General features: G+C 36.2%; 24 protein-coding genes. All 24 read right to left on the bottom strand.

The window, feature by feature from the left end; translation table 11 throughout:
- Positions 1-18: 18 nt before the first annotated feature.
- The 24 genes from pnp to AC4GZ8_RS03545 all read right to left on the bottom strand — a co-directional run bounded on the left by pnp (position 19) and on the right by AC4GZ8_RS03545 (position 26,214).
- On the bottom strand, positions 19-2,139 hold the full coding sequence (gene pnp / locus AC4GZ8_RS03660; protein ID WP_491080469.1) for a polyribonucleotide nucleotidyltransferase: 2,121 nt from the start codon (positions 2,137-2,139) through the stop codon (positions 19-21).
- Between the two features lie 210 nt (positions 2,140-2,349).
- The gene (gene rpsO, locus AC4GZ8_RS03655) at positions 2,350-2,619 is read right to left on the bottom strand and encodes a 30S ribosomal protein S15 (RefSeq protein ID WP_026559305.1); all 270 of its coding nucleotides are present in this window, start codon (positions 2,617-2,619) and stop codon (positions 2,350-2,352) included.
- A gap of 123 nt (positions 2,620-2,742) precedes the next feature.
- Positions 2,743-3,690 carry a bifunctional riboflavin kinase/FAD synthetase gene (gene ribF / locus AC4GZ8_RS03650; protein WP_491080468.1) on the bottom strand — a complete coding sequence of 316 codons (948 nt, stop codon included), beginning with the start codon at positions 3,688-3,690 and terminating at the stop codon, positions 2,743-2,745.
- 62 nt (positions 3,691-3,752) lie between these two features.
- On the bottom strand, positions 3,753-4,673 hold the full coding sequence (truB, locus tag AC4GZ8_RS03645) for a tRNA pseudouridine(55) synthase TruB (protein ID WP_491080467.1): 921 nt from the start codon (positions 4,671-4,673) through the stop codon (positions 3,753-3,755).
- A 109-nt stretch (positions 4,674-4,782) separates the two neighbouring features.
- Positions 4,783-5,139 carry a 30S ribosome-binding factor RbfA gene (rbfA, locus tag AC4GZ8_RS03640; protein WP_026559308.1) on the bottom strand — a complete coding sequence of 119 codons (357 nt, stop codon included), beginning with the start codon at positions 5,137-5,139 and terminating at the stop codon, positions 4,783-4,785.
- Positions 5,140-5,156: 17 nt separating this feature from the next.
- Entirely contained in the window at positions 5,157-5,435 is a 279-nt protein-coding gene (locus tag AC4GZ8_RS03635) for a DUF503 domain-containing protein (RefSeq protein ID WP_491080466.1), read from the bottom strand.
- Positions 5,432-7,573 (bottom strand): translation initiation factor IF-2, encoded by a 2,142-nt coding sequence (infB, locus tag AC4GZ8_RS03630; protein WP_491080465.1) that lies wholly within the window; start codon positions 7,571-7,573, stop codon positions 5,432-5,434. Before infB ends, AC4GZ8_RS03635 begins: the two co-directional genes overlap by 4 nt.
- A gap of 19 nt (positions 7,574-7,592) precedes the next feature.
- Complete coding sequence (locus AC4GZ8_RS03625) at positions 7,593-7,898, bottom strand: YlxQ family RNA-binding protein (RefSeq protein ID WP_216773193.1); 306 nt, start codon at positions 7,896-7,898, stop codon at positions 7,593-7,595.
- Between the two features lie 4 nt (positions 7,899-7,902).
- Positions 7,903-8,175, bottom strand: a complete 273-nt coding sequence (gene rnpM / locus AC4GZ8_RS03620) for an RNase P modulator RnpM (protein ID WP_491080464.1) — start codon at positions 8,173-8,175, stop codon at positions 7,903-7,905.
- Positions 8,176-8,188: 13 nt separating this feature from the next.
- On the bottom strand, positions 8,189-9,325 hold the full coding sequence (nusA, locus tag AC4GZ8_RS03615; RefSeq protein ID WP_491080463.1) for a transcription termination factor NusA: 1,137 nt from the start codon (positions 9,323-9,325) through the stop codon (positions 8,189-8,191).
- 133 nt (positions 9,326-9,458) lie between these two features.
- Positions 9,459-9,932: a ribosome maturation factor RimP gene (gene rimP, locus AC4GZ8_RS03610; protein ID WP_491080462.1), complete on the bottom strand. Its 474-nt coding sequence runs from the start codon at positions 9,930-9,932 to the stop codon at positions 9,459-9,461.
- Between the two features lie 583 nt (positions 9,933-10,515).
- Positions 10,516-14,829, bottom strand: coding sequence for a PolC-type DNA polymerase III (locus AC4GZ8_RS03605; RefSeq protein WP_491080461.1), 4,314 nt, complete (start codon positions 14,827-14,829; stop codon positions 10,516-10,518).
- A gap of 162 nt (positions 14,830-14,991) precedes the next feature.
- Positions 14,992-16,695 carry a proline--tRNA ligase gene (locus AC4GZ8_RS03600; protein ID WP_491080460.1) on the bottom strand — a complete coding sequence of 568 codons (1,704 nt, stop codon included), beginning with the start codon at positions 16,693-16,695 and terminating at the stop codon, positions 14,992-14,994.
- Between the two features lie 33 nt (positions 16,696-16,728).
- Positions 16,729-17,988 (bottom strand): RIP metalloprotease RseP, encoded by a 1,260-nt coding sequence (gene rseP, locus AC4GZ8_RS03595; protein WP_491080459.1) that lies wholly within the window; start codon positions 17,986-17,988, stop codon positions 16,729-16,731.
- A gap of 16 nt (positions 17,989-18,004) precedes the next feature.
- Positions 18,005-19,156 carry a 1-deoxy-D-xylulose-5-phosphate reductoisomerase gene (gene dxr, locus AC4GZ8_RS03590; RefSeq protein ID WP_491080458.1) on the bottom strand — a complete coding sequence of 384 codons (1,152 nt, stop codon included), beginning with the start codon at positions 19,154-19,156 and terminating at the stop codon, positions 18,005-18,007.
- Between the two features lie 42 nt (positions 19,157-19,198).
- Positions 19,199-19,996 (bottom strand): phosphatidate cytidylyltransferase, encoded by a 798-nt coding sequence (locus AC4GZ8_RS03585; RefSeq protein ID WP_491080457.1) that lies wholly within the window; start codon positions 19,994-19,996, stop codon positions 19,199-19,201.
- A 17-nt stretch (positions 19,997-20,013) separates the two neighbouring features.
- Positions 20,014-20,793 carry an undecaprenyl pyrophosphate synthase gene (gene uppS, locus AC4GZ8_RS03580; RefSeq protein ID WP_491080456.1) on the bottom strand — a complete coding sequence of 260 codons (780 nt, stop codon included), beginning with the start codon at positions 20,791-20,793 and terminating at the stop codon, positions 20,014-20,016.
- A gap of 185 nt (positions 20,794-20,978) precedes the next feature.
- The gene (frr, locus tag AC4GZ8_RS03575; RefSeq protein ID WP_491080455.1) at positions 20,979-21,536 is read right to left on the bottom strand and encodes a ribosome recycling factor; all 558 of its coding nucleotides are present in this window, start codon (positions 21,534-21,536) and stop codon (positions 20,979-20,981) included.
- 2 nt (positions 21,537-21,538) lie between these two features.
- Positions 21,539-22,261: a UMP kinase gene (gene pyrH / locus AC4GZ8_RS03570; protein ID WP_491080454.1), complete on the bottom strand. Its 723-nt coding sequence runs from the start codon at positions 22,259-22,261 to the stop codon at positions 21,539-21,541.
- A 168-nt stretch (positions 22,262-22,429) separates the two neighbouring features.
- The gene (gene tsf / locus AC4GZ8_RS03565; RefSeq protein WP_491080453.1) at positions 22,430-23,311 is read right to left on the bottom strand and encodes a translation elongation factor Ts; all 882 of its coding nucleotides are present in this window, start codon (positions 23,309-23,311) and stop codon (positions 22,430-22,432) included.
- A 280-nt stretch (positions 23,312-23,591) separates the two neighbouring features.
- Complete coding sequence (rpsB, locus tag AC4GZ8_RS03560) at positions 23,592-24,296, bottom strand: 30S ribosomal protein S2 (RefSeq protein WP_491080452.1); 705 nt, start codon at positions 24,294-24,296, stop codon at positions 23,592-23,594.
- Between the two features lie 216 nt (positions 24,297-24,512).
- Positions 24,513-25,034, bottom strand: a complete 522-nt coding sequence (locus AC4GZ8_RS03555) for a hypothetical protein (protein ID WP_491080451.1) — start codon at positions 25,032-25,034, stop codon at positions 24,513-24,515.
- Positions 25,035-25,049: 15 nt separating this feature from the next.
- Positions 25,050-25,385: a hypothetical protein gene (locus AC4GZ8_RS03550; protein ID WP_491080450.1), complete on the bottom strand. Its 336-nt coding sequence runs from the start codon at positions 25,383-25,385 to the stop codon at positions 25,050-25,052.
- A gap of 61 nt (positions 25,386-25,446) precedes the next feature.
- Positions 25,447-26,214, bottom strand: a complete 768-nt coding sequence (locus AC4GZ8_RS03545; protein WP_491080449.1) for a FliA/WhiG family RNA polymerase sigma factor — start codon at positions 26,212-26,214, stop codon at positions 25,447-25,449.
- Positions 26,215-26,228 lie beyond the last annotated feature (14 nt).

Below are 26,228 nucleotides of genomic sequence, written 5' to 3'. Positions count from 1 at the left end.
GGCCTCCAATCATGAAAATCAATCCTGTTTTTCTGGTTGATTTTCTTTTTGTTCCTTTAGTACTGCTTTTCTAGATAGATTTACACGACCTTGCTTGTCTATTTCAGTAACCTTTACTAATATTTCATCACCGATTGATACAACATCTTCCACTTTTCCTACTCGTTCTTCTGCCAATTCAGAAATGTGAACTAGTCCATCTTTTCCACTGAATATTTCAACAAACGCTCCGAACTTTTCAATTCGCTTCACTTTTCCTAAATACATTTGACCGACAACAACTTCACGTACAATATCCTCAATGATTTTCTTCGCCTTTTGATTCATTTCCTCGTTCACTGAAGAAATGAACACTGTACCATCTTGTTCAATATCAATCTTAACACCTGTTTCTTCAATGATCTTATTGATCTGTTTTCCACTTGGTCCGATTACATCCCGAATTTTATCTGGATTAATCGACATCATTAAGATCTTAGGAGCATATTGTGATAGCTCTTCCTTCGGATTTGAGATTGTTGCCATCATCGATTTGAGGATCTCCATACGACCTTTCTTCGCTTGTTGTAAAGCTTCCTCAAGTATCTCACGAGATAAACCATCAATCTTAATATCCATTTGTAGAGCTGTTACGCCTTTTTCAGTACCAGCTACTTTAAAGTCCATATCTCCAAGAGCATCTTCCATACCTTGAATATCTGTTAAAACAGTGTAATGTTCACCAGATTTCACAAGTCCCATCGCAATACCTGCTACAGGTGCCTTGATTGGAACACCAGCATCCATCATCGCAAGGGTGCTAGCACAAATACTTGCTTGAGAAGTTGAACCATTTGATTCTAGAACTTCTGATACTAAACGAATTGTATATGGGAAGTCCTTCTCAGAAGGAATGATCGGCTCCAACGCACGTTCTCCTAATGCCCCATGACCAATTTCCCGACGACCAGGGCCTCTCATTGGTCCAGTTTCACCCACACTGAATTGCGGGAAATTATAATGGTGCATAAAGCGCTTTGATTCCTCGATCCCTAATCCATCTAAAATTTGCACATCTCCTAGTGCTCCTAGAGTACAAATACTTAATGCTTGTGTTTGCCCACGAGTAAACAATCCTGAGCCATGGGTTCTTGACAATATACCAACTTCTGATGAAAGTGGTCTAATTTCATCTACACCACGTCCATCCGGTCTTACTTTATCCTCAGTAATTAATCGACGAACTTCTGCTTTTACAATCTTTGATAAAATTTGTTTGACCATTTTGATTGTAGCTTCATCCGCTTCTTCTGCTTCATATTTTTCTACAACGCTATTTTTAACTGCATTGATGGCATCCTCACGTGCATGTTTCTCCTGCACTTGGATCGCTTTTAAAAGATCATTCTCGGCTAGTTCTCGAATATCCTTCTCTAAATCAGCATCAAGGTCAAACAGCTGAACTTCCATTTTCTCTTTCCCAACAGCAGCAGCTACTTCCTCTTGGAAAGCAATAAGGCGCTTAATTTCATCATGACCAAACATGATTGCTTCTAACATGGTTTCTTCAGGAACTTCATCTGCACCTGCTTCAACCATGTTAATGGCATCTTTAGTTCCTGCTACAACTAGATGTATATCACTTTGTTCGGCTTGTTCAACAGTTGGATTAATAACAAATTCATTATTAATTCTTCCAACTGTTACACCAGCAATCGGTCCTTCGAATGGAATATCAGATACACAAAGTGCTAAGGATGAACCAAACATTGCAGCCATTTCAGATGAACAATCTTGATCAACACTCATGACAATACTAATGACTTGAACTTCATTCCTAAAGCCTTCTGCAAATAAAGGTCTAATTGGACGGTCTATTAAACGGCTTGCCAAAATAGCCTTTTCACTAGGACGACCTTCTCTTTTAATAAATCCGCCTGGAATTTTCCCAACGGCATATAAACGCTCTTCATAATTCACTGTAAGTGGAAAAAAATCTAGAGGTTTTGGATCCTTTGATGCAGTAGCAGTGCTTAAAACGGCTGTATCACCGTAACGAATCAATACTGATCCGTTTGCTTGTTTTGCAAGCTGACCAATTTCAACTGTTAAGTTTCGACCAGCCCAGTCTATGGAAAACGTTTGTTTATCTTGTCCCATATATGTAAAACTCCTTCTCTTTTTAATCACATTATGTATTAGTATGAACCATTTAATTTCAACATATCAGTATAGTTTTTATATGTAAATAGATTTCCCATATCTTTGTGGTTTTAATATTGCTCCAACCACAAAATAATTAGATTTATTTATTTCTTTTTCAGTTTTATATACACTAAAAAAGCGGGAGAAATCCCGCTTTTAAAGTAATTATCGACGTAAACCAAGCTTGTTGATTAACTCACGATAGCGAGTTACGTCTTTATTACGTAGGTAAGTTAATAAGTTACGACGTTTACCTACCATTTTTAATAGACCGCGACGAGAATGGTGGTCTTTTTTGTGAACACGTAAGTGATCGTTAAGATTATTGATGTCCTCAGTAAGGATAGCAATTTGAACTTCTGGAGATCCAGTATCAGACTCATGTGTTTTGTATTGAGCGATTAGTTCATTTTTACGTTCTTGTGTGATAGCCATCCTTTTCACCTCCTTAATTTGCAAAACCCCAATTACCGAGCAATCGTTGGTGAATCGAATTGCCAAGCAATGGTTTTAAACTACATCAATTAGAATACTATTTTTCAACTGATATTGCAAGGACTAAACCGTCTTTTTTTCAAAGAATTCTTCGGCAGCTGCTTTATCTTTAGATATCTGCTCAATAAGCTCTTCTATATTATGGAACTTTTGCTCGCTTCTTAAACGTTTATACCAAGAAACAGATACTTTTTTTCCATAAATTTCGTTATGAAAGTCAAAAATATGAACTTCTATACTTGGTTTTAGCGCTTTTTCATCTTTAAAAGTAGGTTTATACCCAATATTGCACACACCTTCATAAACTTGGCCATCAATTAAAATTGAAACTGCATATACACCTGTTGGCGGAAGTAAATAATTATCCTCAACGTCGATGTTTGCAGTTGGAAAACCGATTGTTCTACCCCTTTTATCTCCATGGATAACTGTTCCCGTTACAAAATGAGGTCGACCTAGCAAAGTATCGGCATATGCTACATCCCCACTTCGAATAACTTCACGTATAAGTGATGAACTTACTTTTCGATCATGATCTGTTAATTTTTCAACAGTAGTATGTAAAAATTGTTCTCTTGAATGAAATGGCATGGTTTCCATCGTTCCTTTTCCTAAGTGACCATATGTAAAATCAAATCCTGCAACTACATGTTTAACATTAAGATTGATAATAAATTCATCAACAAACTGTTGAGGGAGCAAAGAAGCAAATTCTTTTGTAAATTCAACAACAAATAGTATATCAACACCTAGCTGTTCAATTAATTTGATCTTTTCCTCCAAAGGTGTTAGATACTCGATCTCTTGTTGTTTTCGGAGGACAACAAGCGGATGCGGATGAAATGTCATAACAGCACTTTTCATTCCTGTGTTTTCTGCAATTTCTTTCGCCTTTAGTATTACTTTTTGATGTCCTTTATGAACTCCATCGAAGTATCCAAGTGCTAGGGCCATTTCTGGCTGTTCCATTTGTTCTATATGATGTGGGTGGGACAGGTTAATTAGTTTCACAGTCAACTTCACCTTTTTCGCTTATAATGCTATAATTCTATTTCGTCATATAAAAAAGCACCTTATTCTTCAATGTATAAGACTTTTATCGGCTTCATAAGGTGACTTTTTGTAGGATGCTTTGTATATATAGCTAAACATTGTTGATTCTCATTGTATATAGCAAAAGGAGAACCCGCCTCTATGTTTTGAAATTGAGATGGCAGCTCTAATACAGCACCATTTTTCACTTTCTCTGCTAGCGTATCATGGATTATTAGTTTCGGCAAATCATTTAGCGCGTCTCCAATAGAAAGTAAGTAATTTTGGAGTACTTTTTTTTCAGCAGCTTCCTCAATTTCCTCAAATGTATAACACTCATTCAAATCAAAATTACCTGATTTTGTTCGAATAAGATGTGACATATGTGCAGGGTAGCCTAGCCTTTCTCCTATCATCACCGCTAATGTTCTAACATATGTACCTTTTGAACATGTCACCCGAAAACGAAATGTTACTTTATCATCGCTGTGCTTCACATCCCCTAACATGACTAGTTCATTAATCGTAATAAGTCTGGCCGGTCTTTCTACTTCAATCCCGGCTCGAGCGTATTCATAAAGTTTTTTTCCTTTTACTTTGACAGCTGAATACATTGGCGGAATTTGTTCAATCGTGCCAATCATCGATTCAAGAACCTGTTCAACTTCTTCTTTAGTTATCAGAGATTCAACTTTTTTTCTCTCAACTAATTCACCTGATGCATCTTCAGTAGTAGTGGAATAACCAATTGTTATTTCTGCTTCATATGTTTTCGTTGCTGCGGTTAAATATTCAACTATTTTTGTTGCTCTCCCAAGACATATTGGAAGTACACCGGTAACATCCGGGTCCAATGTTCCTGTGTGACCTACTTTTTTTGTTTTTGCAAGTCTCCTCATTTTGGCAACACAGTCATGTGATGTCATTCCAACAGGCTTATTTAATAAAAGCACACCTTCCATCTTATTACCTCCGACTTTCTGATATAAAAACATTTACAATGTAAAAATCAACAAAGAACAAAACGAAAATAAAAGGGATAGACGAAGGTGTCTATCCCTTTGAAAGGAGTTATTCCTCCTCTTTATTTTCCACATTCAACTCATGTAACAGAGTTTCGATCCGATTTCCATAATCAATTGATTCATCGAATTCAAATTGAATTTCAGGTGTTTTTCTAAGACGAATCCGTTGGCCTATTTCAGAGCGGATAAACCCTTTGGCTTTAGCAAGACCCTTTAATGTGTTTTGGCGTTGCTCCTCATCCCCTAAAACGGATATGAAGACTTTTGCAATTTGTAAATCACCGGAAACATTTACATCCGTTACTGTCACAAAACCAATTCTTGGGTCTTTAATTTTTCGCCCGATAATATCCCCTAGTTCTTTTTTCATTTGTTCTCCGACACGGTTTGCTCTTAAGCTCATGTCTATCACCTCTTAACTTAAAACCATTCAAACATTGTAACTGTTCTCTCTATTTCTGGAAAAGAATCAATAAATTGTAACACACGATGTAACTCTTTTTCTGTTTGTACTTTTGATGTGCTTATAGCTACTATTCCAAACTTTGTGTGTTGCCATGTATCCTGAAAATCTATTTCAGAAATAGAAACATTATACTTTTGTTTGACTCTAGTTAGAACTCGTTGTAATACGGCTCTTTTATCTTTTAATGACTGTGAGTCATAAATTAAACATTCACAATCAACATATCCGATCATTTACGCTCAATTTCTTCCATAACATATGCTTCAATAATGTCGCCTTCTTTGACATCATTGTAGTTCTTAATTGTGATTCCGCACTCATAGTTACGTGCTACTTCTTTTACATCATCTTTAAAACGTTTAAGCGTATCAATTTCCCCTTCAAAAATAACAATGCCATCACGGATTAAGCGGACTCCGCTATCACGGGTAATTTTCCCTTCTGTTACATAACAACCTGCAATCGTACCAATTTTAGAAACTTTAAAAGTTGTACGCACTTCCACTTGACCAATAATTTTTTCTTCAAATTCTGGGTCAAGCATCCCTTTCATTGCAGATTCAATTTCCTCAATTACTTTATAAATGATACGGTGAAGACGAATATCTACTTCTTCAACGTCAGCAGTTTTCTTAGCTCCTGCGTCTGGGCGTACATTAAACCCGATTACAATAGCATTAGATGCAGCTGCTAAAATAATGTCAGATTCAGTAATTGCACCAACGCCAGTGTGAATAATTTTCACACGTACACCTTCAACATCAATTTTTTGCAGTGCAGCTGCTAAAGCTTCAACAGAACCTTGTACATCAGCTTTAACAATTAAATTAATATCTTTTATATCACCTTGTTTGATTTGTTCAAATAAGTCATCAAGGCTTAATTTTGACCCTTCACTTCGTTGTTCATCAAGTTTCTTCTGAGCTCTTGCTTCTCCGACTTGACGAGCTGATTTTTCATCTTCAAACACCATAAATTGATCTCCAGCTAATGGAACATCATTTAAGCCAGTGATCTCAACTGGAGTAGATGGTGCTGCCTCTTTTACTCGACGACCAAGATCATTGACCATCGCACGAACACGGCCAAATGTGTTCCCAACAACAATTGGATCGCCAACTTTAAGGGTACCGTTTTGAACAAGAAGTGTCGCAACCGATCCACGGCCTTTATCTAATTGTGCTTCAATTACAGTACCAGTAGCACGACGGTTTGGGTTTGCTTTCAGCTCTTCAACTTCTGTCACTAGCAAGATCATTTCAAGAAGTTCATCAATGCCTTCACCTGTTAAAGCTGAAACAGGTACAAAGATAGTATCCCCACCCCAAGCTTCAGGTACTAGTCCATGTTCTGTTAATTCTTGCATAACACGATCAGGATTTGCAGTTGGTTTATCAACCTTATTAACTGCAACAATAATTGGTACCTCTGCTGCTTTGGCATGGTTTATAGCTTCAATTGTTTGAGGCATTACTCCATCATCTGCTGCAACAACTAAAATTGTAATATCAGTTACTTGAGCCCCACGAGCACGCATAGTTGTGAAAGCAGCATGACCTGGTGTATCTAAGAAAGTAATCTTTTGATCATTAGCAACAATTTGATATGCACCAATATGTTGTGTAATACCTCCAGCTTCACCTTCTGTAACCTTTGTGTTTCTAATAGAGTCAAGAAGAGTTGTTTTCCCGTGGTCAACGTGACCCATGATCGTTACTACAGCTGGACGAATTTGTAAATCTTCTTCACGATCTTCTTCTTCATATTTTTCGAATTCTGTTTTTTCAAACACAATTTCTTCTTCGACTTCTACACCGTATTCACCAGCAATTAACTCAATCGAATCTTTGTCAAGCTCCTGGTTAATTGTAGCCATTGTACCCAATAATAGAAGCTTTTTAATAATTTCTGAAGGTTCTTTTCCAAGCTCACCAGCTAATTCGCCAACAGTTAAGCTGCCTGAGAACGTAATTTTCTCTGGAAGTTCTTTTTTCGGTTTAGGTTGTGGAGCATTATAATTATTTTTATTTTTCTTGTTATTCTTTTTACCCTTTTGATTAGATTTGTTTCCAGGCTGATTTGATTTCTTATTCTGATTATTTGGAGCTTGTTTTTTATTATTAGAAGGCTTTTGTTCGATATTTGTTTTATTTGTATTATCCACTTGTTTCCCCGGTTTCTTTGTTGATTCATTTTTTGTGTTTTCATTGTTCGTTGCTTTATATTTTTGATCAAGCTTTGTAATTACATCGTTTTCGATTGTTGACATATGATTATTTACTTCGACATTCATTCCTTTCAACGTAGAAATAATGTCTTTGCTAGATACATTTGTTTGTTTCGCATATTCATATACTCTCATTTTTGACATACGTTCACCCCCAAGAATATTAATCGAGCAAGGTTTTTAACTTTGCAGCAAAGCCTGCATCATTTATCGCTACAACGACTCTCGCTTCTTTCCCGATTGCTTGCCCTAATAGGTAGCGATCTTCAACCATTTTAAAGGGGACCTGATAAAACTTGCATTTATCTGTTACCTTTTTCATTGTATTAGCGGATGCATCTTGTGAAAGAAGAACAAGCTTAGCTTTTTGTTGTCTAATTTCTTTAACAACAAGTTCCTCTCCCGAAATAACTTTTCGTGCTCGATTTGCTAAGCCCAATAAGGACGTCCATTGTTGCTGCTGTTTCATCTATTTATTGCTTCTCCTTCTCAGCCAATTGGATTAATTCATCGTAAATCGCTTCATCTACATTGGCTTTAAGATGATTGGCAAGTATATTTTTCTTTTTTGCAAGAAGTATGCTCTCTTTATCAAGAGTAATATAGGCCCCTCGTCCGTTCTTTTTACCGGTTAAGTCGACTGAAACATCGCCTTCCTTTGACCGGACAATGCGGACTAGTTCTTTTTTATTTTTCATTTCTCCAGTTGCGACACATTTACGCAAAGGAATTTTGCGATTGTTCATGTGATTTCACCTCTTATTCACTAAGCTCAGGTTCTTGTACACTTGTCAAAAGTGGTTCGTCATCATCATCAACATCTAAAACCGATTTATTAGTTTGAACTGGATAAATCCCTGCTTTTTCAGCATCTGATTCACTCTTAATATCAATCTTCCACCCAGTTAATTTTGCAGCCAAACGGGCATTTTGTCCGCGTTTTCCAATTGCTAATGAAAGTTGGTAATCCGGGACAATAACTGTCGTTGCTTTTTCCTCTTCATCAACTAAAACTTCAACAACTTTAGAAGGGCTAAGCGCATTTGCAACGAACTCCACCGGGTCTTGTGACCATTTGACAATATCAATCTTTTCACCTTTAAGCTCATTTACAATCGCTTGTACACGTTGACCTTTAGGCCCTACACATGAGCCAACTGGATCAACCTCAGGATTGTCAGAATGGACAGAAATTTTTGAGCGATCTCCTGCTTCACGTGATACAGATTTAATTTCAACTGTTCCATCATAAATTTCAGGCACCTCAATTTCAAACAATCTTTTAAGCAGACCTGGATGTGTTCTTGAAACAAAGATCTGTGGACCTTTTGTTGTTTTTTCTACCTTTGTGATAAATACTTTTATCCGATCATGTGGTCGATATGTTTCATTAGGCATTTGTTCACTCACAGGTAAGAGCGCCTCGATTTTTCCTAAACTTACATAAATAAACTTGGAATCGATACGTTGAACAATTCCTGTCATAATATCTTCTTCACGGTCGATAAACTCACCATAAATAACTCCACGTTCAGCTTCGCGTACACGTTGAGTAACAACTTGTTTTGCTGTTTGAGCAGCGATGCGGCCAAAGTCCTTTGGAGTCACTTCCATTTCAATAACATCATTAACAACGTAATTAGGATTAATACTTTGTGCTTCACCAAGTGAAATTTCTAAACGAGGATCATAAACCTCATCAACAACATCTTTTCGAGCAAACACTTTCATTGTTCCTGTTTCACGATTTAAGTCAACTCGAACATTTTGAGCTTGATTAAAATTACGTTTGTAAGCAGAAATAAGTGCCGCTTCAATTGCCTCAATAATAATTTCTTTGCTGATGCCCTTTTCCTTTTCTAAAATTGTTAAGGCATCTAATAATTCACTACTCATTTTAACGGCTTCCCCCTTAAAAAATAAGCTTCATGTAATACTTCTTGTATCTCTTCCTACATAAAATAAAGAAGAGAATCCTATAAGGTTGAGTGTAAACAAGGAGTTACCCTGCTTAAACAATTTCACCTTGTTAACCGAAGGTGACAGCTAGACGAGCTTTTGCCACTTTATCATAAGGGATTTCAACTTGTTTCTTTCTTGTTTTAATCGTTACAGTGACTGTAAGCGTTTGACCGTTGAAATCAGTTAAGACACCTTCAAATACCTTTTCTCCATTGATCGGCTCATATGTTTTAATGTGGACTTGTTTTCCGATTGCTTTTCTTATATCTGCTTCTTTTTTTAAAGGTCTCTCTGCACCTGGAGATGATACTTCTAAGAAGTAGTTATGCTGAATCGGATCTAATTCATCAAGCTTCTCGCTTAATCTTTCACTAACAACTCCACATTCTTCAATATCAATACCTGTTTCAGAATCAATGAATAATCGAAGAAACCAACTAGAACCTTCCTTAACGTATTCAATATCAACTAATTCAAGGTTCATATCCTCTAATATAGGTGAGACTAATTGTTCAACGATATCTGTAACTTTTTTGCTCATTCTCTTCCTCCTTGTAAGAATAGCGCAATGCTCCTGCATTCAGGCTCAGCTATAAGTCAGCTAAGATTGAGGATTCAAGGATATTAATTTCTTTTGAATAACCTCTCCATTTTGACTACATATTGGAGCTTGGTGCGCTAACTTTACATTTGAACAATAGCGGTTTAACACCTTTAGCTGCTGAAAAACCCTGCCTTGTGAGCAGGGAATGGTATGTAGTATACTATCCGAATGACGAGGGCGATTACAATACGAAAGAGTGGGAGATTACCCCACTCTTTTCCTCTGCTTATCGTTAGCATTTCCATTAAAAGCATAACATAACCATCTTTTTTATGCAAATTATTTAGAAAAGCGAAAGCGACCCGTTAGCGACGTATGAACTGGAGGCCTCCGTATGAGATATAGGAAACACGAAGAGCGAAAGCGATTCGATGTTGACTTATACTTATCGTAAGGAAGTGAAGTTCACTAGTCGCTGGCCGCTGTAACTAGACAGCAATATTAGCAATTACTTTCATTCCTAAATTCTATTAGAAAAAACAAAAGCGATCCGGTATCGACGTATGAACCTACAATCAAATTAAAACAATGACAATTGATTTTGATCTGGCAGTTCATCAAGACAACCATGTGTACTTAGATACTCAATAATTGTTTTTGATACTTTTCCACGTTGCTGTAAGTCCTCTTTTGAAAGGAACTCACCGTCTTCTCTAGCTTTTACAATGTTAATGGCAGCGTTTGTTCCCAGTCCCGGTATTGAATTAAACGGCGGTATTAAACTATTACCATCAATAATAAACTCATCAGCACTTGAGCGATAAAGATCAACCTTTTGAAAAGAAAATCCTCGTTCACACATTTCTAGCGCTAATTCAAGAACCGTTAAAAGGTTTTTCTCTTTTGGTGAAGCCTCTAATCCCTTAAGGTTAATTTCTTCGATTTTCGCACGAATTGGTGTTGAGCCTTTTACCATTGTATCGATATCGAAATCATCTGCACGAACTGTAAAGTAAGCTGCGTAATATAAAAGTGGTAAATGAACTTTAAAATAAGCAATACGGACTGCCATTAATACATAAGCAGCGGCATGTGCCTTTGGGAACATATATTTTATTTTCAAGCATGAATCAATATACCAGGAAGGAACTTCATTCTTTTTCATTTCCTCTTCCATTTCCTCTGTTAACCCTTTTCCTTTACGAACAGATTCCATAATTTTAAAAGCAAAAGAAGGTTCAAGTCCCTGGTAAATTAAATACACCATGATGTCATCACGACAACCAATTACTTCACTTAACGTACAAATCTTATTATGAATTAGCTCTTGCGCATTACCTAGCCATACATCTGTTCCATGTGACAACCCAGATATTTGGACTAACTCAGAAAATGTTGTTGGTTTAGTATCCTCTAACATTTGTCTTACGAATCTTGTCCCGAACTCCGGAATTCCAAGAGTTCCAGTTTTACACATTATTTGTTCTTCTGTTACACCAAGAGACTCTGTACCACTAAAGATTTTCATAACCTCAGGGTCGTCCGTTGGAATGGTTTTAGGGTCAATACCACTTAAATCTTGTAACATACGAATAACCGTTGGATCGTCGTGTCCTAATATATCAAGCTTTAATAGATTATCATGGATGGAATGGAAATCAAAATGTGTTGTTCGCCATTCAGATCCTGTTGCATCTGCCGGATACTGAATAGGAGAAAAATCGTAAATATCCATATAATCAGGTACAACGATAATTCCGCCAGGGTGCTGACCTGTTGTTCGTTTGACGCCAGTACAGCCTTGAACAAGTCGATCAACCTCTGCACCACGATAGATAATATTGTGATCATTCGCATAGCCTTTCACATAACCATAGGCTGTTTTTTCAGCAACAGTTCCTATGGTTCCAGCACGATATACATAATCCTCACCAAAAAGAACCTTTGTATAGTTATGGGCTATTGGTTGATATTCACCTGAGAAGTTTAAATCAATATCAGGAACCTTGTCTCCTTTAAATCCAAGGAACGTCTCGAATGGAATATCATGTCCATCCTTTGTATATTGAGCACCACATTTTGGACATTCTTTATTCGGCAAATCGAAGCCAGAACCAACTGAACCATCATTAAAAAATTCAGAGTGCTTACAATCTGGACATACATAATGAGGTGGCAATGGATTAACCTCAGTAATTTCTGTCATAGTTGCAACAAATGAAGAACCAACAGATCCACGTGAGCCTACAAGATATCCATCATCCAGCGATTTTTTAACCAGCTTATGTGAGATTAGATAAATAACGGCAAAACCATGCCCGATAATACTTTTTAATTCTTTCTCTAACCGTGCCTCAACAAGCTCCGGAAGGTTTTCTCCATATATCCGCCTTGCCATTGAGTAACTCATCTCACGGATTTCTTCATCAGCACCTTCAATTTTCGGTGTATACAGATCATCCTTGATAGGTTTTACTTCTTCTATCATATCAGCAATTTTATTTGTGTTTTCGATGACAATTTCTTTTGCTTTTTCTCCACCTAAGAAAGAAAAGCATTCAAGCATTTCATCCGTTGTTCGGAAATGAACATCTGGCAACTCATGGCGATTTAATGGGTTTGCTCCACCTTGAGAGCTCACTAATATTTTTCTATATATTTTATCTACTGGATTTAAATAATGAACATTTCCGGTGGCCACAACCGGTTTATTGAGTTTTTCGCCAAGCTTCACAATATTCGTGACGATTTCTTGTAGAGCTTGCTCATCCTTAATATAATCAAGGGCAATAAGATGCTTATATACATCTAAAGGGTGGACTTCTAAATAATCATAGTACGCAGCAATTTCTTCTACTTCCTCTGGAGATTTTTGCATCATCCCTTCAAAAACCTCACCTTTATCACATGCAGAACCGATAATAAGTCCCTCGCGATATTTATTTAGTTGAGAACGAGGTATACGAGGAACACGGTAAAAATAATTAATATGTGATATAGAAACTAATTTAAATAGGTTTTTCAAGCCTGTATCATTTTGAGCAAGGACTGTCGCATGATAAGGGCGAGAACGTTGATAAGCATTTCCTTTTCCCATATTGTCATTAAATTGATTATGGTACTCAATGCCTTTTTCAGCCGCATCCTTTAACATTTTTATTAATAAATAACCTGTTGCTTCGGCATCGTAAATAGCTCGGTGATGTTGAGTGAGTTCTATATCAAATCTCTTACAAAGTGTATTAAGTCGGTGATTTTTAAGCTCTGGATATAAAAAGCGTCCAAGCTCTAATGTATCAATAACAGGGTTTTTTGCTTTTTCTTCTCCTAATAGCTTTTTGTATCCAACATTTAAAAAGCCCATATCAAAGCTTGCATTATGAGCAACTAAAATATCCTGACCAATCCATTCCTTAAACTTGCGTAATACAACATCAACATTTGGAGCTTCTCTTACCATATCATCTGTAATACCGGTCAACTCAATCGTTGTTGCAGAAAGCGGATGATGCGGATTTGCAAAGGATTCAAATCGATCGATAATTTCTCCACCACGAACCTTAACAGCCGCCAGCTCAATAATCGTATCATAAACGGCAGAAAGCCCTGTTGTTTCAACGTCGAAAACAACATAGGTTTCATCAGGTAAATAACGGTTATCATCGTTATATGCTATAGGGACACCATCATCAACTAAATTGATTTCGACTCCATATAATATTTTAATACCATTCTTTTTGCCTGCCGAGTAAGCTTCAGGAAAAGACTGTGCAACGGCATGATCTGTTAAGGCAATAGCTTTGTGGCCCCATTTTTTCGCTTGTTCAACATGTTTACTTATAGATGTTACGGCATCCATTTGACTCATTGGGGAATGAAGGTGTAACTCTACTCTTTTTTCACCTTCAGGAGCACGGTCTTGTCTTTCCTTTGGAGAGATCTCGTTAATATCATTTGCAATCATTACTAGATCACGTACGAAAGTATCATTTTGAATACTCCCGCGCACTTTAAGCCACATGCCTTTTTTAACAGCTTGAACCAATACAGCATCCTCTTTATCTCTTGCAAACATTTTGACAAGGATTGAGCTTGTATAATCAGTAATTTTAAACGTTAATAATGTTCTTCCGCTTCGTAACTCTTTTGTCTCCGCATCAAACACATAACCTTGAATAGCAATTCTTCGTTCTTCATCCTCAATTGAAGCCATTGTTCTAATCTCTTCGTCATCTTTAATTGTGTATCCAATTGTTAGCGGACCTGTCAATTCTTGCTGACTTGATTCTTCCTTCTCAGCGTTTTCCATATCAGTTAAAGCTTGAAGTCCCCTAGCCTTGTCCTCTTGGAGCTTTTGCTCTTGAAAATGCTTTATTTCTTCTTCAGATACAGCTACTGTCGTATCCAATTGAAAAGCAGGGAATCCAAACTGTTGAAAACTATCTTGAATAAGAGAAGCATATTTGCGTTTTATCGTCATTGCTTCTGTATCATTTTTTGTTTTTACAATGACTTTAACTCCTTGAACAGTCGGCTTTTGTTCATTCAACAATGCTAACATTGGTGGAGATATTCCATCCATTTCTTGTATACATATTGACCAATAATCCTGAACTAACTTTTCATCAAATGAAGAGTCCTTTGCTTCAAAACTGAATGAAACATCTGCTATATGTGAAAAAGCTTTTGTTAGTTTTGTATGAAATAAATGATATACATTAAAAGGCAAGATTTTTTCAAATTGAAAGTGGAAATGCCATTTCTTCGATTGCTTATGGACAGTTAAACGAGCAATTGAGCCATTTCTGAAATGAACAACTGCTGCATCCTCTGTTAAATTAATTTGCTGAAGCAAAAGTTGGAATCGCTCAACCTGATTTGCTTGCATCTCCATTTTTTGTTCCCCCTCTCAAACAAGTATGGACTTGTTTTATCACAATTGAAGAGGCTGCCTCATTTTAGACAATTCACAAAGGGAATTGTCCTATTAAATCGAGTCAGCCTCTTCTTGTCATTTTTTTATTTTATCATGGTTTTAACTTAGGAGTAAGCTTTTTTAGTTTCCAAGTAATTCAGTAATTTTTTCTTCTAATTCATCTACTGAGACTTCAAAGGATTCACCAGTTTTGCGAAGTTTTACTTCAACAATACCTTCATCTGCCTTTTTTCCAACTGTGATTCGAACTGGAATTCCGATTAGATCAGAATCTGCAAATTTTACTCCAGCACGCTCTTGACGGTCGTCTAAAAGCACTTCATATCCAGCCTGGGTGAAGCTGTTGTATAATTTGTCACCTAAATCTCTTTGTGCATCATTTTTTACATTTACTGGAATGATGTGTAATTGGAATGGAGCCACTGAATCAGGCCAAAGAATTCCATTATCATCATTGTTTTGTTCAATGATAGCGGCTAGTGTTCTTGATACCCCAATTCCATAGCATCCCATGATCATAGGCTTAGAACGGCCATTTTCATCTAAGAATGTTGCATTCATTGCTTCACTGTATCTTGTTCCTAATTTAAACACATGACCTACTTCAATGCCTTTTGCAAATTTAATCGTACCTTCACCATCTGGTGAAGCATCACCTTCTTGAATGAAGCGAAGATCAGCAAATTGGGAAACCTTTGCATCTCGTTCAATATTTACACCTGTATAATGGAATGATTCTTCATTTGCTCCACATACCCCATTAACAACTGCAGCTACTGCAAGATCAGCAATAACCTCTATTTGGTCCGAAACATTAATTGGGCCAACATAACCTGGAATACATTGTAATACTTCTTTCGTTTCTTCGGCGGTTGCTAATTCAACAACAGAAGCTCCAAATAGGTTTTTAACTTTAATATCATTTACCTCATGATCCCCACGTACGAGTACGAGAACATATTTTTCATCAACTTTAAATAAAATAGATTTTATACATTTCTCTTTTGACACTTGCATGAAGCTAGAAATCTCGTCAATTGTTTTTTGGTTCGGTGTTTCAACCTTTTCCAGATCCATTAACGCTTCAGTGCTTTTTTCATAAGTAGCATTTACAGGTGCCATCTCAATGTTTGCAGCATATTGTGATGTATCAGAATATGCGATTGTATCTTCCCCAATATCAGATAAAACCATAAATTCATGTGTATCTGTTCCACCCATTGCACCTGAATCTGCAATAACCGCTCTAAAATCTAATCCACAACGAGAGAAGATATTTTGATAAGCGGCAAACATCTTTTCATACCCTTCATCCAAGCTCTCATTTGTTGCATGAAATGAATAAGCATCCTTCATGATAAATTCACGTCCACGTAAAACACCGAAGCGTGGTCGCTTCTCATCGCGGAATTTTGTTTGAATTTGGTATAAAGCTAATGGAAGGCGTTTATATGATTTTACTTCATCTCTTACTAGACTAGTAATCATCTCTTCATGTGTAGCACCTAGTGCAAATTCTCTATTATGACGATCTTTTAATCTCATTAATTCTGGACCGTAGGAATACCATCGACCAGATTCCTGCCATAATTCACTTTGTTGCAGGGCTGGCATTAATAATTCTGAAGCCCCTGCTTTATCCATTTCCTCACGCACAATTTGTTCAATTTTTTTTAGAACCCTTTGTGCTAAAGGTAAGTAGCTATACACACCACTAGTGTTTTGTCTAATAAATCCAGCTCGTAGCATTAGCTGATGGCTTTTCACTTCAGCATCAGCTGGAACTTCTCTAAGAGTAGGAATAAACGTCATACTTTGTTTCATTACGAGCACCTCTGTTTTAAATTAAACTTTTGTTTATAAAAATAAGCGTTGGATGTCATTCCATGTGACAACGAGCATTAATAGCATTAATAATGAAAAACCGATAAAATGAACAATTCCTTCTTTTTGTCGGTCAATAGGTTTTCCTCTTAATGCCTCAATAAATAAGAATAATAACCGACCGCCATCTAAAGCAGGAATAGGTAATAAATTAACAATACCTAAATTAATACTAAGCAGTGCTGCCCATCTAAGCAGGTTAGTTGTACCTGACTCAGCTACTTGATCTGTCATATCATAGATGCCGACAGGACCCGATAACATATCAATTGAAAATTGACCTGTTATAAGCTTACCAAAGCCAATTAATATTTCTTTTGTCCAGGTATAGGTTTCAACAAATCCATACTTCAGAGAGCTTCCAAATGATTTATCAACTGGATTATACGCACCAATGCGGCCAATCACATTCTCCCCTACTTTTGTGGCTTCAGGGATAACCTCATAACTTAAGATTTCACCGTTTCGTTCAACTTCAAATGTTAGTTCTTTATCAGGATTTGCTTGGATAATTGAGACAACTTTCTCCCATGTTGAAGTTGCTTCTCCTTCAATGGAATGAATGACATCTCCTTCTTGTAATCCCGCTTTATTTGCGGAACCGTCTGATGTTAATTCACCTAATCTAGCTTCATTAACAGGAGCTCCTTGAATAAAACCTAAAGAAAACAAGATGACAAATGCAAGAAGAAAATTCATGAATGGTCCAGCAAAGATTGCTGCAATCCTTTGACCAACCGTTTTGGATTGGAATTGTCGGTTATAAGGTGCAATTTGTGTTTGTTGCCCATCCATAATAAAATAAGATGTCTCACTCACTTCAAACCTTTTTAAATATTCTTCTTCCCCATGCTCATAACCTGCAATGAACATGTTATGCTCCAAGTCTACATTTTCAACTTCAATGATTCTTGCATTTGGGTATTTTTCTTTATTATTTAAGATAATTTTTTCAACTTTATCTTCTTTATTAAAGAGTAAACCAACATTATGACCCGGCTTTACCTCAATAACCTCCGGGTCCTCTCCAGCCATCCGGACAAAACCGCCAATAGGCAAAAGACGAATTGTATAGACTGTTTCATTCTTTTTGAAAGATAGTATTTTAGGACCAAAACCTATTGCAAACTCCCGGCAAAGTATGCCTGCTCGATTAGCTAAGATTAAATGACCGAGCTCATGAAAAAAAACCAGAGCACCGAAAATAAGGACAAACGCTATCACTGTATTCATTTTTGTATGACCACCTTTATGAGATTAATGTTTGTACAAAATTTCGAGTTTGTTGATCAACTTCCTGAATTTGCTCCAAACCTGGATGTGCGATGCTCTTATGCTTATCCATTGCTCTTTCAATATATTCCTCAATTTGAAGAAACTTTATCTGTCCTTTTAAAAATGCAGCAACAGCTACTTCATTTGCAGCATTTAAAACTGTTGGCATTGTTCCACCTATTTTACCTGAATCATATGCAAATTGTAAGCATTTATATCTGTTAAAATCAGCTTTATCAAAATGTAATTTTCCAACTTCCCACAATTCAAGTTTTTTTGAGTTCTTTACTTGCAATCGATCGGGATATGTTAAAGCATATTGAATCGGAACCCTCATATCTGGTGTCCCCAATTGGGCAAGAATACTATGATCCTGAAATTCAACTAAGGAATGGATAATGCTTTCTTTATGTAATAAAACATCTATTTTTTCATAGGGGATATCGAATAGCCAGTGCGCTTCTATCACTTCTAACCCCTTATTCATCATTGTAGCAGAATCAATTGTAATCTTTGCACCCATTGACCAGTTAGGGTGATTCAGAGCTTGCTCTACTGTCACATCTTTTAATTCTTCACGTGTTTTGTCGCGAAAGCTTCCTCCTGAAGCCGTAACGATTAGTCTTTCAATCTTTTTAGGGTTTTCCCCTTGTAAACATTGAAAAATTGCTGAGTGCTCACTATCAACCGGCAATAAATTAACACCATATTTTTTAGCATGCTCTTTTACAAGGTGACCTGCTGTAACTAATGTTTCTTTATTTGCCAATGCTATGGTAATTTTGTTCTCAATAGCTTTTAATGTAGGGACAAGACCAACGCTTCCTACAACAGCATTCACTAAGCAATCAACACCGTCAAAAGTGGCCGCCTCAATAAGCCCCTCTTGACCATATCCGATCTTAACAGTTTCATTTTGTAATTCTAGTTTTAATTTCTCATACGTTTCTTTATCTTTAACGGCAACAAAGCTTGGTTGGAATTTACGAATAATCTTAATTCCTGATGAGATATTGCTTCCGAATGACATTGATACTAGGTTAAATTGATCAGGGTGTGCTTCAATCACATCTAATGTTTGAATTCCTATTGATCCTGTAGCACCTAAAAGACTAATTTTTTTCACGAAGTCACTTCCAATCAAAAATAAAATACGTTTGCTTGGACTCTATCCCCCTAAAAGGATATTTAAAAAATGCATTAACGGCAATACAAATAATAAACTGTCAAAACGATCAAGGATTCCGCCGTGTCCAGGGAGAATACTTCCTGAGTCTTTTACTTGATAATGCCGCTTAAATGCTGATTCAACAAGATCTCCTATTTGTCCAAAAATAGAGAGGAAAACAGTCATAATAATCACATTTACATAATGATCAAACACATTTGTGAAATACTGATATATACATGCAAATATAACCGCGAAAAATACACCGCCTAAAGCACCCTCAACTGTTTTATTTGGACTTATTTCTGGCCAAAGTTTATTTTTACCTATTGAACGACCAACAAAATATGCACCTGAATCTGTAACCCATATTAAAATTAATGCATAAAATACAAGGTTTAATTCCAAGTTTCTCGTCTCAATGAAAAAGTAAAACCCGATACCTAAGTAAAATACAGTAATTACTACAAATCCTACATCATCAAAGGTAAATTTGTTTTTTGTCATAACTGTATAGGTTAAAAGCAACAGAAGTCCAAGTAACGCAAATTCAGCTTTGGAGAAAATCATATCATTTAATAATGATATATATGAATTTGGTATTAATAGAACCCATAATATTAATAAGCTAACGAGCCCTGGAAAACTCATTAAAGAAATTTTTTTCATTCTTAATAATTCAAATAATCCAATTGACGCTAGTAAATAAACAAATATTGCAAACGGAAGTTTTCCGTAAATAACAAACGGAAGAAATAAAGCTGCGGCTAAAACTCCTGTTAAAATTCGTTGTTTCATTTTTTACTTCATCACCTTTATATGCCACCAAATCTGCGGCCTCTTTGTTGATAAGTGTAGATTGCTTGTAATAAACATTGTTCATTAAAATCAGGCCAAAGCACATCTGTAAACCAAAACTCTGTATAAGCAAGCTGCCAAAGCATAAAATTACTTAATCTTATTTCTCCACTCGTTCGAATTAATAAATCCGGGTCGGGTAGTGTTTGAGTCATTAAATAATTTGAGAAAAGACTTTCATCGATCTCCTCTCTATTTAACTTTCCTGATTCTACATCTTTTGCTATTTGTTGTACAGCCGTTATAATTTCCGTACGGCTACCATAGTTTAATGCAAAATTCAAAACAAGCCCATCATTCGTTTTAGTATCCTCTATTGCTTTTTCTACCGCTTTTAATGTATGTATAGGAAGTTTATTTTTATCTCCCATTACCCTAACCTGCACGTTTTCTTCAATTAATTCCGGTAAATAAGTTGTAAGAAATTCTTCAGGCAGTTTCATTAAATAATCTACTTCTATCTTTGGACGTTTCCAGTTTTCAGTTGAAAAAGCGTATAATGTAAGAGCTTTGACACCGAGCGCGTTAGCTTGTTTCGTTATTTTTCTTACAACCTTCATACCCTCGTGGTGACCAGCCATTCTTGGAAGTGCACGTTTTTTTGCCCATCTTCCATTCCCATCCATGATGATAGCAATATGGTTGGGTATTTCCCCCTTTAAAACTTCCTCTTTATTTACAATTTTATCGTCGGAAAGCTGAGGAGAGCCTTTCCATTTTTTTAATATGTTGAGCATGTGATTCCTCCATCACCCAATAATTCATCATTCTCAGACGTTAACAGTATTAACAAAAAAACCCCCTGTAAACATTAGAGGGTCTTTTCATACCTATTGTACATATTTTTTGTCGATTAGGAAACGATAAATTTCCGTGTGCTATAAAATCAGCGTACTCGACATCTAATTCTAGGAAATCTGAATTAGACTTCCATAATTTCTTTTTCTTTATCTTTGGCAACTTGATCGATTTTCACGATGAATTCATCTGTTAATTTTTGGACATCGTCTGTATAACTACGCAATTCATCTTCAGTGATTTCACCATTTTTCTCTAACTTTTTCAAATCATCATTTCCATCACGTCTAATATTTCGGATGGCAACCTTTGCTTCTTCGCCATATTTCTTTACCAATTTTACAAGCTCTTTACGTCTCTCTTCAGTTAAAGCAGGGATTGATAAACGGATTAGAGAACCATCATTTGCAGGTGTTAAACCAAGGTCAGATTTCAAAATCGCTTTCTCAATATCACCAAGAACAGATTTGTCATAAGGCTGAATTACTAATAAGCGAGCTTCTGGAACACTGATAGATGCAAGTTGATTAACAGGTGTTGGAGCACCATAATAATCGACTGAGATTTTATCAAGAAGATTTGAACTTGCACGACCAGCTCTGACAGACGCTAATTCACGACTTAAAGAACCTACAGCTTTTTCCATTTTTTCTTTAGTGTTTGCTAATACTTGTTTAGCCATGATTATTTCCCCCTTACAATTGTTCCGATATTTTCACCTGTAACAGCACGTTTAATATTTCCTTCTTCCATTATAGAGAAAACAATTAATGAAATATCATTATCCATACAGAGAGATGAAGCAGTTGAATCCATTACTGCTAAACCTTCTTTTAAAACATCTAAGTATGATAATGTCTCATATTTTACAGCTTCCTTATCAACTCTCGGGTCAGCACTATATACTCCATCAACGTTATTTTTTGCCATAAGAATAACATCTGCTTCAATTTCCGCAGCTCTTAAGGCTGCAGTTGTATCAGTTGAGAAGTATGGATTTCCAGTTCCTGCTGCAAAAATGACAACACGTTTTTTCTCAAGGTGACGAATTGCTTTTCTTCTTATGTAAGGCTCAGCAACCTGTCTCATTTCAATTGATGTTTGTACACGTGTCTGAATTCCTTGTGTTTCAAGGCTATCTTGTAAAGCCAAGGAATTCATCACAGTCGCAAGCATTCCCATATAATCTGCAGTCGCACGGTCCATTCCCATTTCACTACCGATTTTTCCACGCCAGATGTTTCCTCCACCAACAACAACTGCAACTTCAACATCTAATTCAGCAATTTCTTTTACTTGCTTTGCAATTGATTGAATAACAGATGGATTGATTCCAAAACCATTATCACCTGCAAGTGCTTCACCACTTAATTTAAGTACAATACGTTGATATTTAGGTTTACTCATGATTACCTCCAACTCTCTGTTCCGCTCTTAACTTGCCATCCTACATTTACACATGAACATGTCTATCTCGAAAAGAAGGGAACACAGGCTGTGTTCCCTTTTTCCATTATAAGAAAATCCTATCCACTTTAAACACAATATTTTCGTTGTGTTTAAATTTGTGGATGATTATTTTTTCACTTGGCTCATTACTTCTTCAGCGAAGTTATCTTGACGTTTCTCGATACCTTCACCAACTTCATAACGGATGAAAGTTTTCACAGTTGCGCCTTTAGACTCAACAAATTGTTTTACTTTTTGATCAGGGTTTTTAACAAAGCTTTGATCTAATAAGCAAATCTCTTCGAAATATTTGCCTAAACGACCTTCAACCATTTTAGCTACAATGTTTTCTGGCTTACCTTCGTTTAATGCTTGCTCAGTTAAGATTTTACGCTCATGCTCAGCTTCTTCTGCAGAAACTTGGTCACGAGAAACATATTTTGGATTAACTGCAGCAGCGTGCATTGCAACATCTTTAGCAGCTTCTTCATCAGTTGTACCTTCTAATAGTGTTAATACGCCAATACGACCACCCATGTGAAGGTATGAACCGAATGCATCGTTATCAGTTTTTGTTAATATTGTAAAACGACGAAGAGTAATTTTTTCACCGATTTTCGCGATAGCAGCGTTAATATAATCTGCTACAGTAGAACCATTGTTCATCGTTTCTGCTAAAGCAGCCTCAACATCAGCAGGTTTCTTTTCAAGTAAGAAATCAGCTAAACCGTTAATTAATTCTTTGAAACCTTCGTTTTTTGCAACGAAGTCTGTTTCAGAGTTAACTTCTAAAATAACAGCTTCATTTCCGTTTACTTTTACTAAAGTAGAACCTTCAGCTGCAATACGGTCTGCCTTTTTAGCTGCTTTTGCAATCCCTTTTTCACGAAGATAATCAATTGCTTGATCCATATCTCCATTTGTTTCAGTTAACGCTTTTTTACAATCCATCATTCCAGCGCCAGTTTTTTCACGTAATTCTTTAACCATTTGAGCAGTTACTGCCATAACGGTATTCCTCCTTAAGGTCAATTAGGTTTAAGTTTCCAATATCCATCATATAGAATGGATATGTTATGCACATTATGTTAGGTTACACCTTATGTTGTGATACATAACACAAAGTTCAAAGAACTGATAGAAAAATATTCTTTACCTAGTTTAAATACTAGCTTCAGCCTAAGTGATGAGTAAGCTCACTATACTCTAGGCTTACGCTTTTCTAATTATGTAGCTTACTTTAAAAAAAGGTGATAAAAGGCCAAATCCCCTTATCACCTTTTGCACATTAAGCAGGTGTTACTGTTTCTTCACCTTGTTTAGATTCTAAAATTGCATCTGCAATTTTTGCAGTAAGAAGTTTTACAGCACGAATTGCATCATCATTAGCAGGGATTACGTAATCAATTTCATCTGGATCACAGTTAGTATCAACGATACCAACGATCGGGATGTTTAATTTACGAGCTTCTGCAACAGCGATGCGCTCTTTACGAGGATCGATAATGAATAATGCATCTGGTAATTGCTTCATGTCTTTGATTCCACCTAGGAATTTCTCAAGACGCTCAAGCTCTTTGTTAAGTTGAACTACTTCCTTTTTAGGAAGTACTTCGAAAGTACCGTCTTCTTGCATTCTTTGAATATCTTTTAAACGTTTGATACGCTTTTGGATTGTTTCAAAGTTAGTTAATGTACCACCTAACCAACGTTGGTTTACATAGTACATTCCAGAACGTTCTGCTTCTTCTTTAACAGAATCTTGTGCTTGTTTTTTCGTACCAACGAAAAGGATTGTACCACCTTCAGCTCCAAGTTCTTTAACGAATTTGTAAGCTTCTTCAACCTTTTTAACTGTTTTTTGAAGGTCGATGATGTAGATTCCGTTACGCTCTGTAAAGATGTAACGTTTCATTTTTGGGTTCCAACGGCGAGTTTGGTGACCGAAGTGAACACCAGCTTCAAGCAATTGCTTCATAGAAATTACTGACATGTGTTTGTTCCTCCTAAATGGTTTTGATCTCCTCCGCTTATATCATCTTTAAGCATAACTGTCTTTTTAAACAAGTATGTAAAAAAACAGCACCAATACTTAAATCTATAAGCGTGTGTAATAACACCAAAAATTAATATACCATATCGAAATATGACAATCAAGAGTAAAGTGAAATATCTTTACAAGATGTCCTACTTTATTTCGACTTGAACATCATTTTATCATTTCCCGGAATTTTAGAAGCAGCTCAACCTCTGTCTTTCCTCTGTTTAATTTTTTAGCAATCTGTTCTACAGTATTTCCTTCTTTATATAAATTTATTGCCTCAATTTCAAATGGAGACTTATTTTTCTTAGATGTTTGTGTGAATTCTACAATGTCCTTCACTTCGTCAAGACCAGACAAATGACTAGGCAATTCTTTTGAGTTTTGATCTAGCTCGATCTTTGGATGTTCCTTTATTTCTGGATTCGGTTTTTGGTTGACTTCAATAAGATCTTTAGCCAATGGTTTTTGACTTTTCATATTAGTAGAGGTAAGTAAGGTTTTAATCAATTTTTCATTTTCGTCCTTCATGTCGATTAAAAAGCTTGTCATTGAGTTTTCGGTTTCTTCAAGAATCTGACGTTGTGTATTAGTAATGTCCTTCATAGTTGAATATTTCATATAAAGGATGATAATAAAATAAAAAGCTACTACATGAAGGAGTAAACTTAATAGTAGCAAGGTTGTCAACATAGGCATCCTTTCTTAGCCAAAAAAATCAATTTCCTTCCCTTTATAAGGGTGATTAGGATTTCCCTCTTGTTTTTGATCTTTTTTCTTTTTTTTATTTTGCTCGTGCTGCTGTTGTGATTGATCTTTTTTTAACTTTAATTTTTCACTTTCACTATTTTCTAATACCTGTGTTCTTTTTAAATCTACTTCCTTTTGAGTAGACTGTGCAAGTTGATCTTGAATTAGCTGGTTTCTTTGATTTAATTGCTCTTGAATCTTACTTGCATCATGAGTTCGTGGTAGAGCAATTTGCATTTCGATGTTTTTGAGGCTCAGATTAGTCACACCCTTAAATAGTACAAATATCAAGTTTGACTAATCTTTGGTGATATCGTAAATACTTGTACTTAGATTATATTTTTTCATAGGATTAATGGATCACATTTTCTAATATTTTTCGCAACTTAAATAATGCCTTTGAGTGAATTTGAGAAATTCTAGAGGTCGATAGATTCATAACTTGTCCAATTTCAGTCAACGTCAGTTCCTCTTTGTAAAAGAAACTTATGACAAGCTGTTCCTTTTCACTTAATTGTGTAATAACTTCAGATAATTGGGCAATCAACTCGTCATTTATGATCTTTTCTTCAGGTGTTTTTTGATGATCATCTTTTACTGTGAATCCAATCGTTTCTCCATCTTCTTGGTCGAACATTTGATCGTCAATGGAAAGAACATTCGCAAAAAATCCTTCGTTCATAACACCTACCACCTCCGCCTCAGATATCCCTAGTTCTGCAGCAATTTCCTTAGGAGAAATGGTACGAAGATGCTTTTGCTCTAATTTATCAATTGCAGCTTCTACACGTTTCGCTTTTTCTCTAGAGCTTCTTGATAACCAATCCTCTTTTCTTAGACCATCGATAATGGCGCCACGTACTCGAAATGAAGCATATGTATCAAATTTCAAATCCCTTTTTGGGTCAAATTTTTCTAGAGCATCATATAACCCAAATAACCCAAGGCTCATTAAGTCATCCTTGTTCACATTTTTGGGGAGCCCTACAGATATCCTTTGAACATGATAAGTTACAAGGGGCATATATTTTTTGATAAGAGCATCACCAGCATGTGTGTCACGTACATCAATCCATTTTTGCCAAATTACATGTTCATCGGTTTGTGTCAATTGTGTCATTTTTATCCCCCTGC

The organism is Metabacillus sp. RB-C-LZQ-3-1 (assembly GCF_058315175.1).
This window is presented reverse-complemented; position numbering and strand designations above follow the sequence as displayed.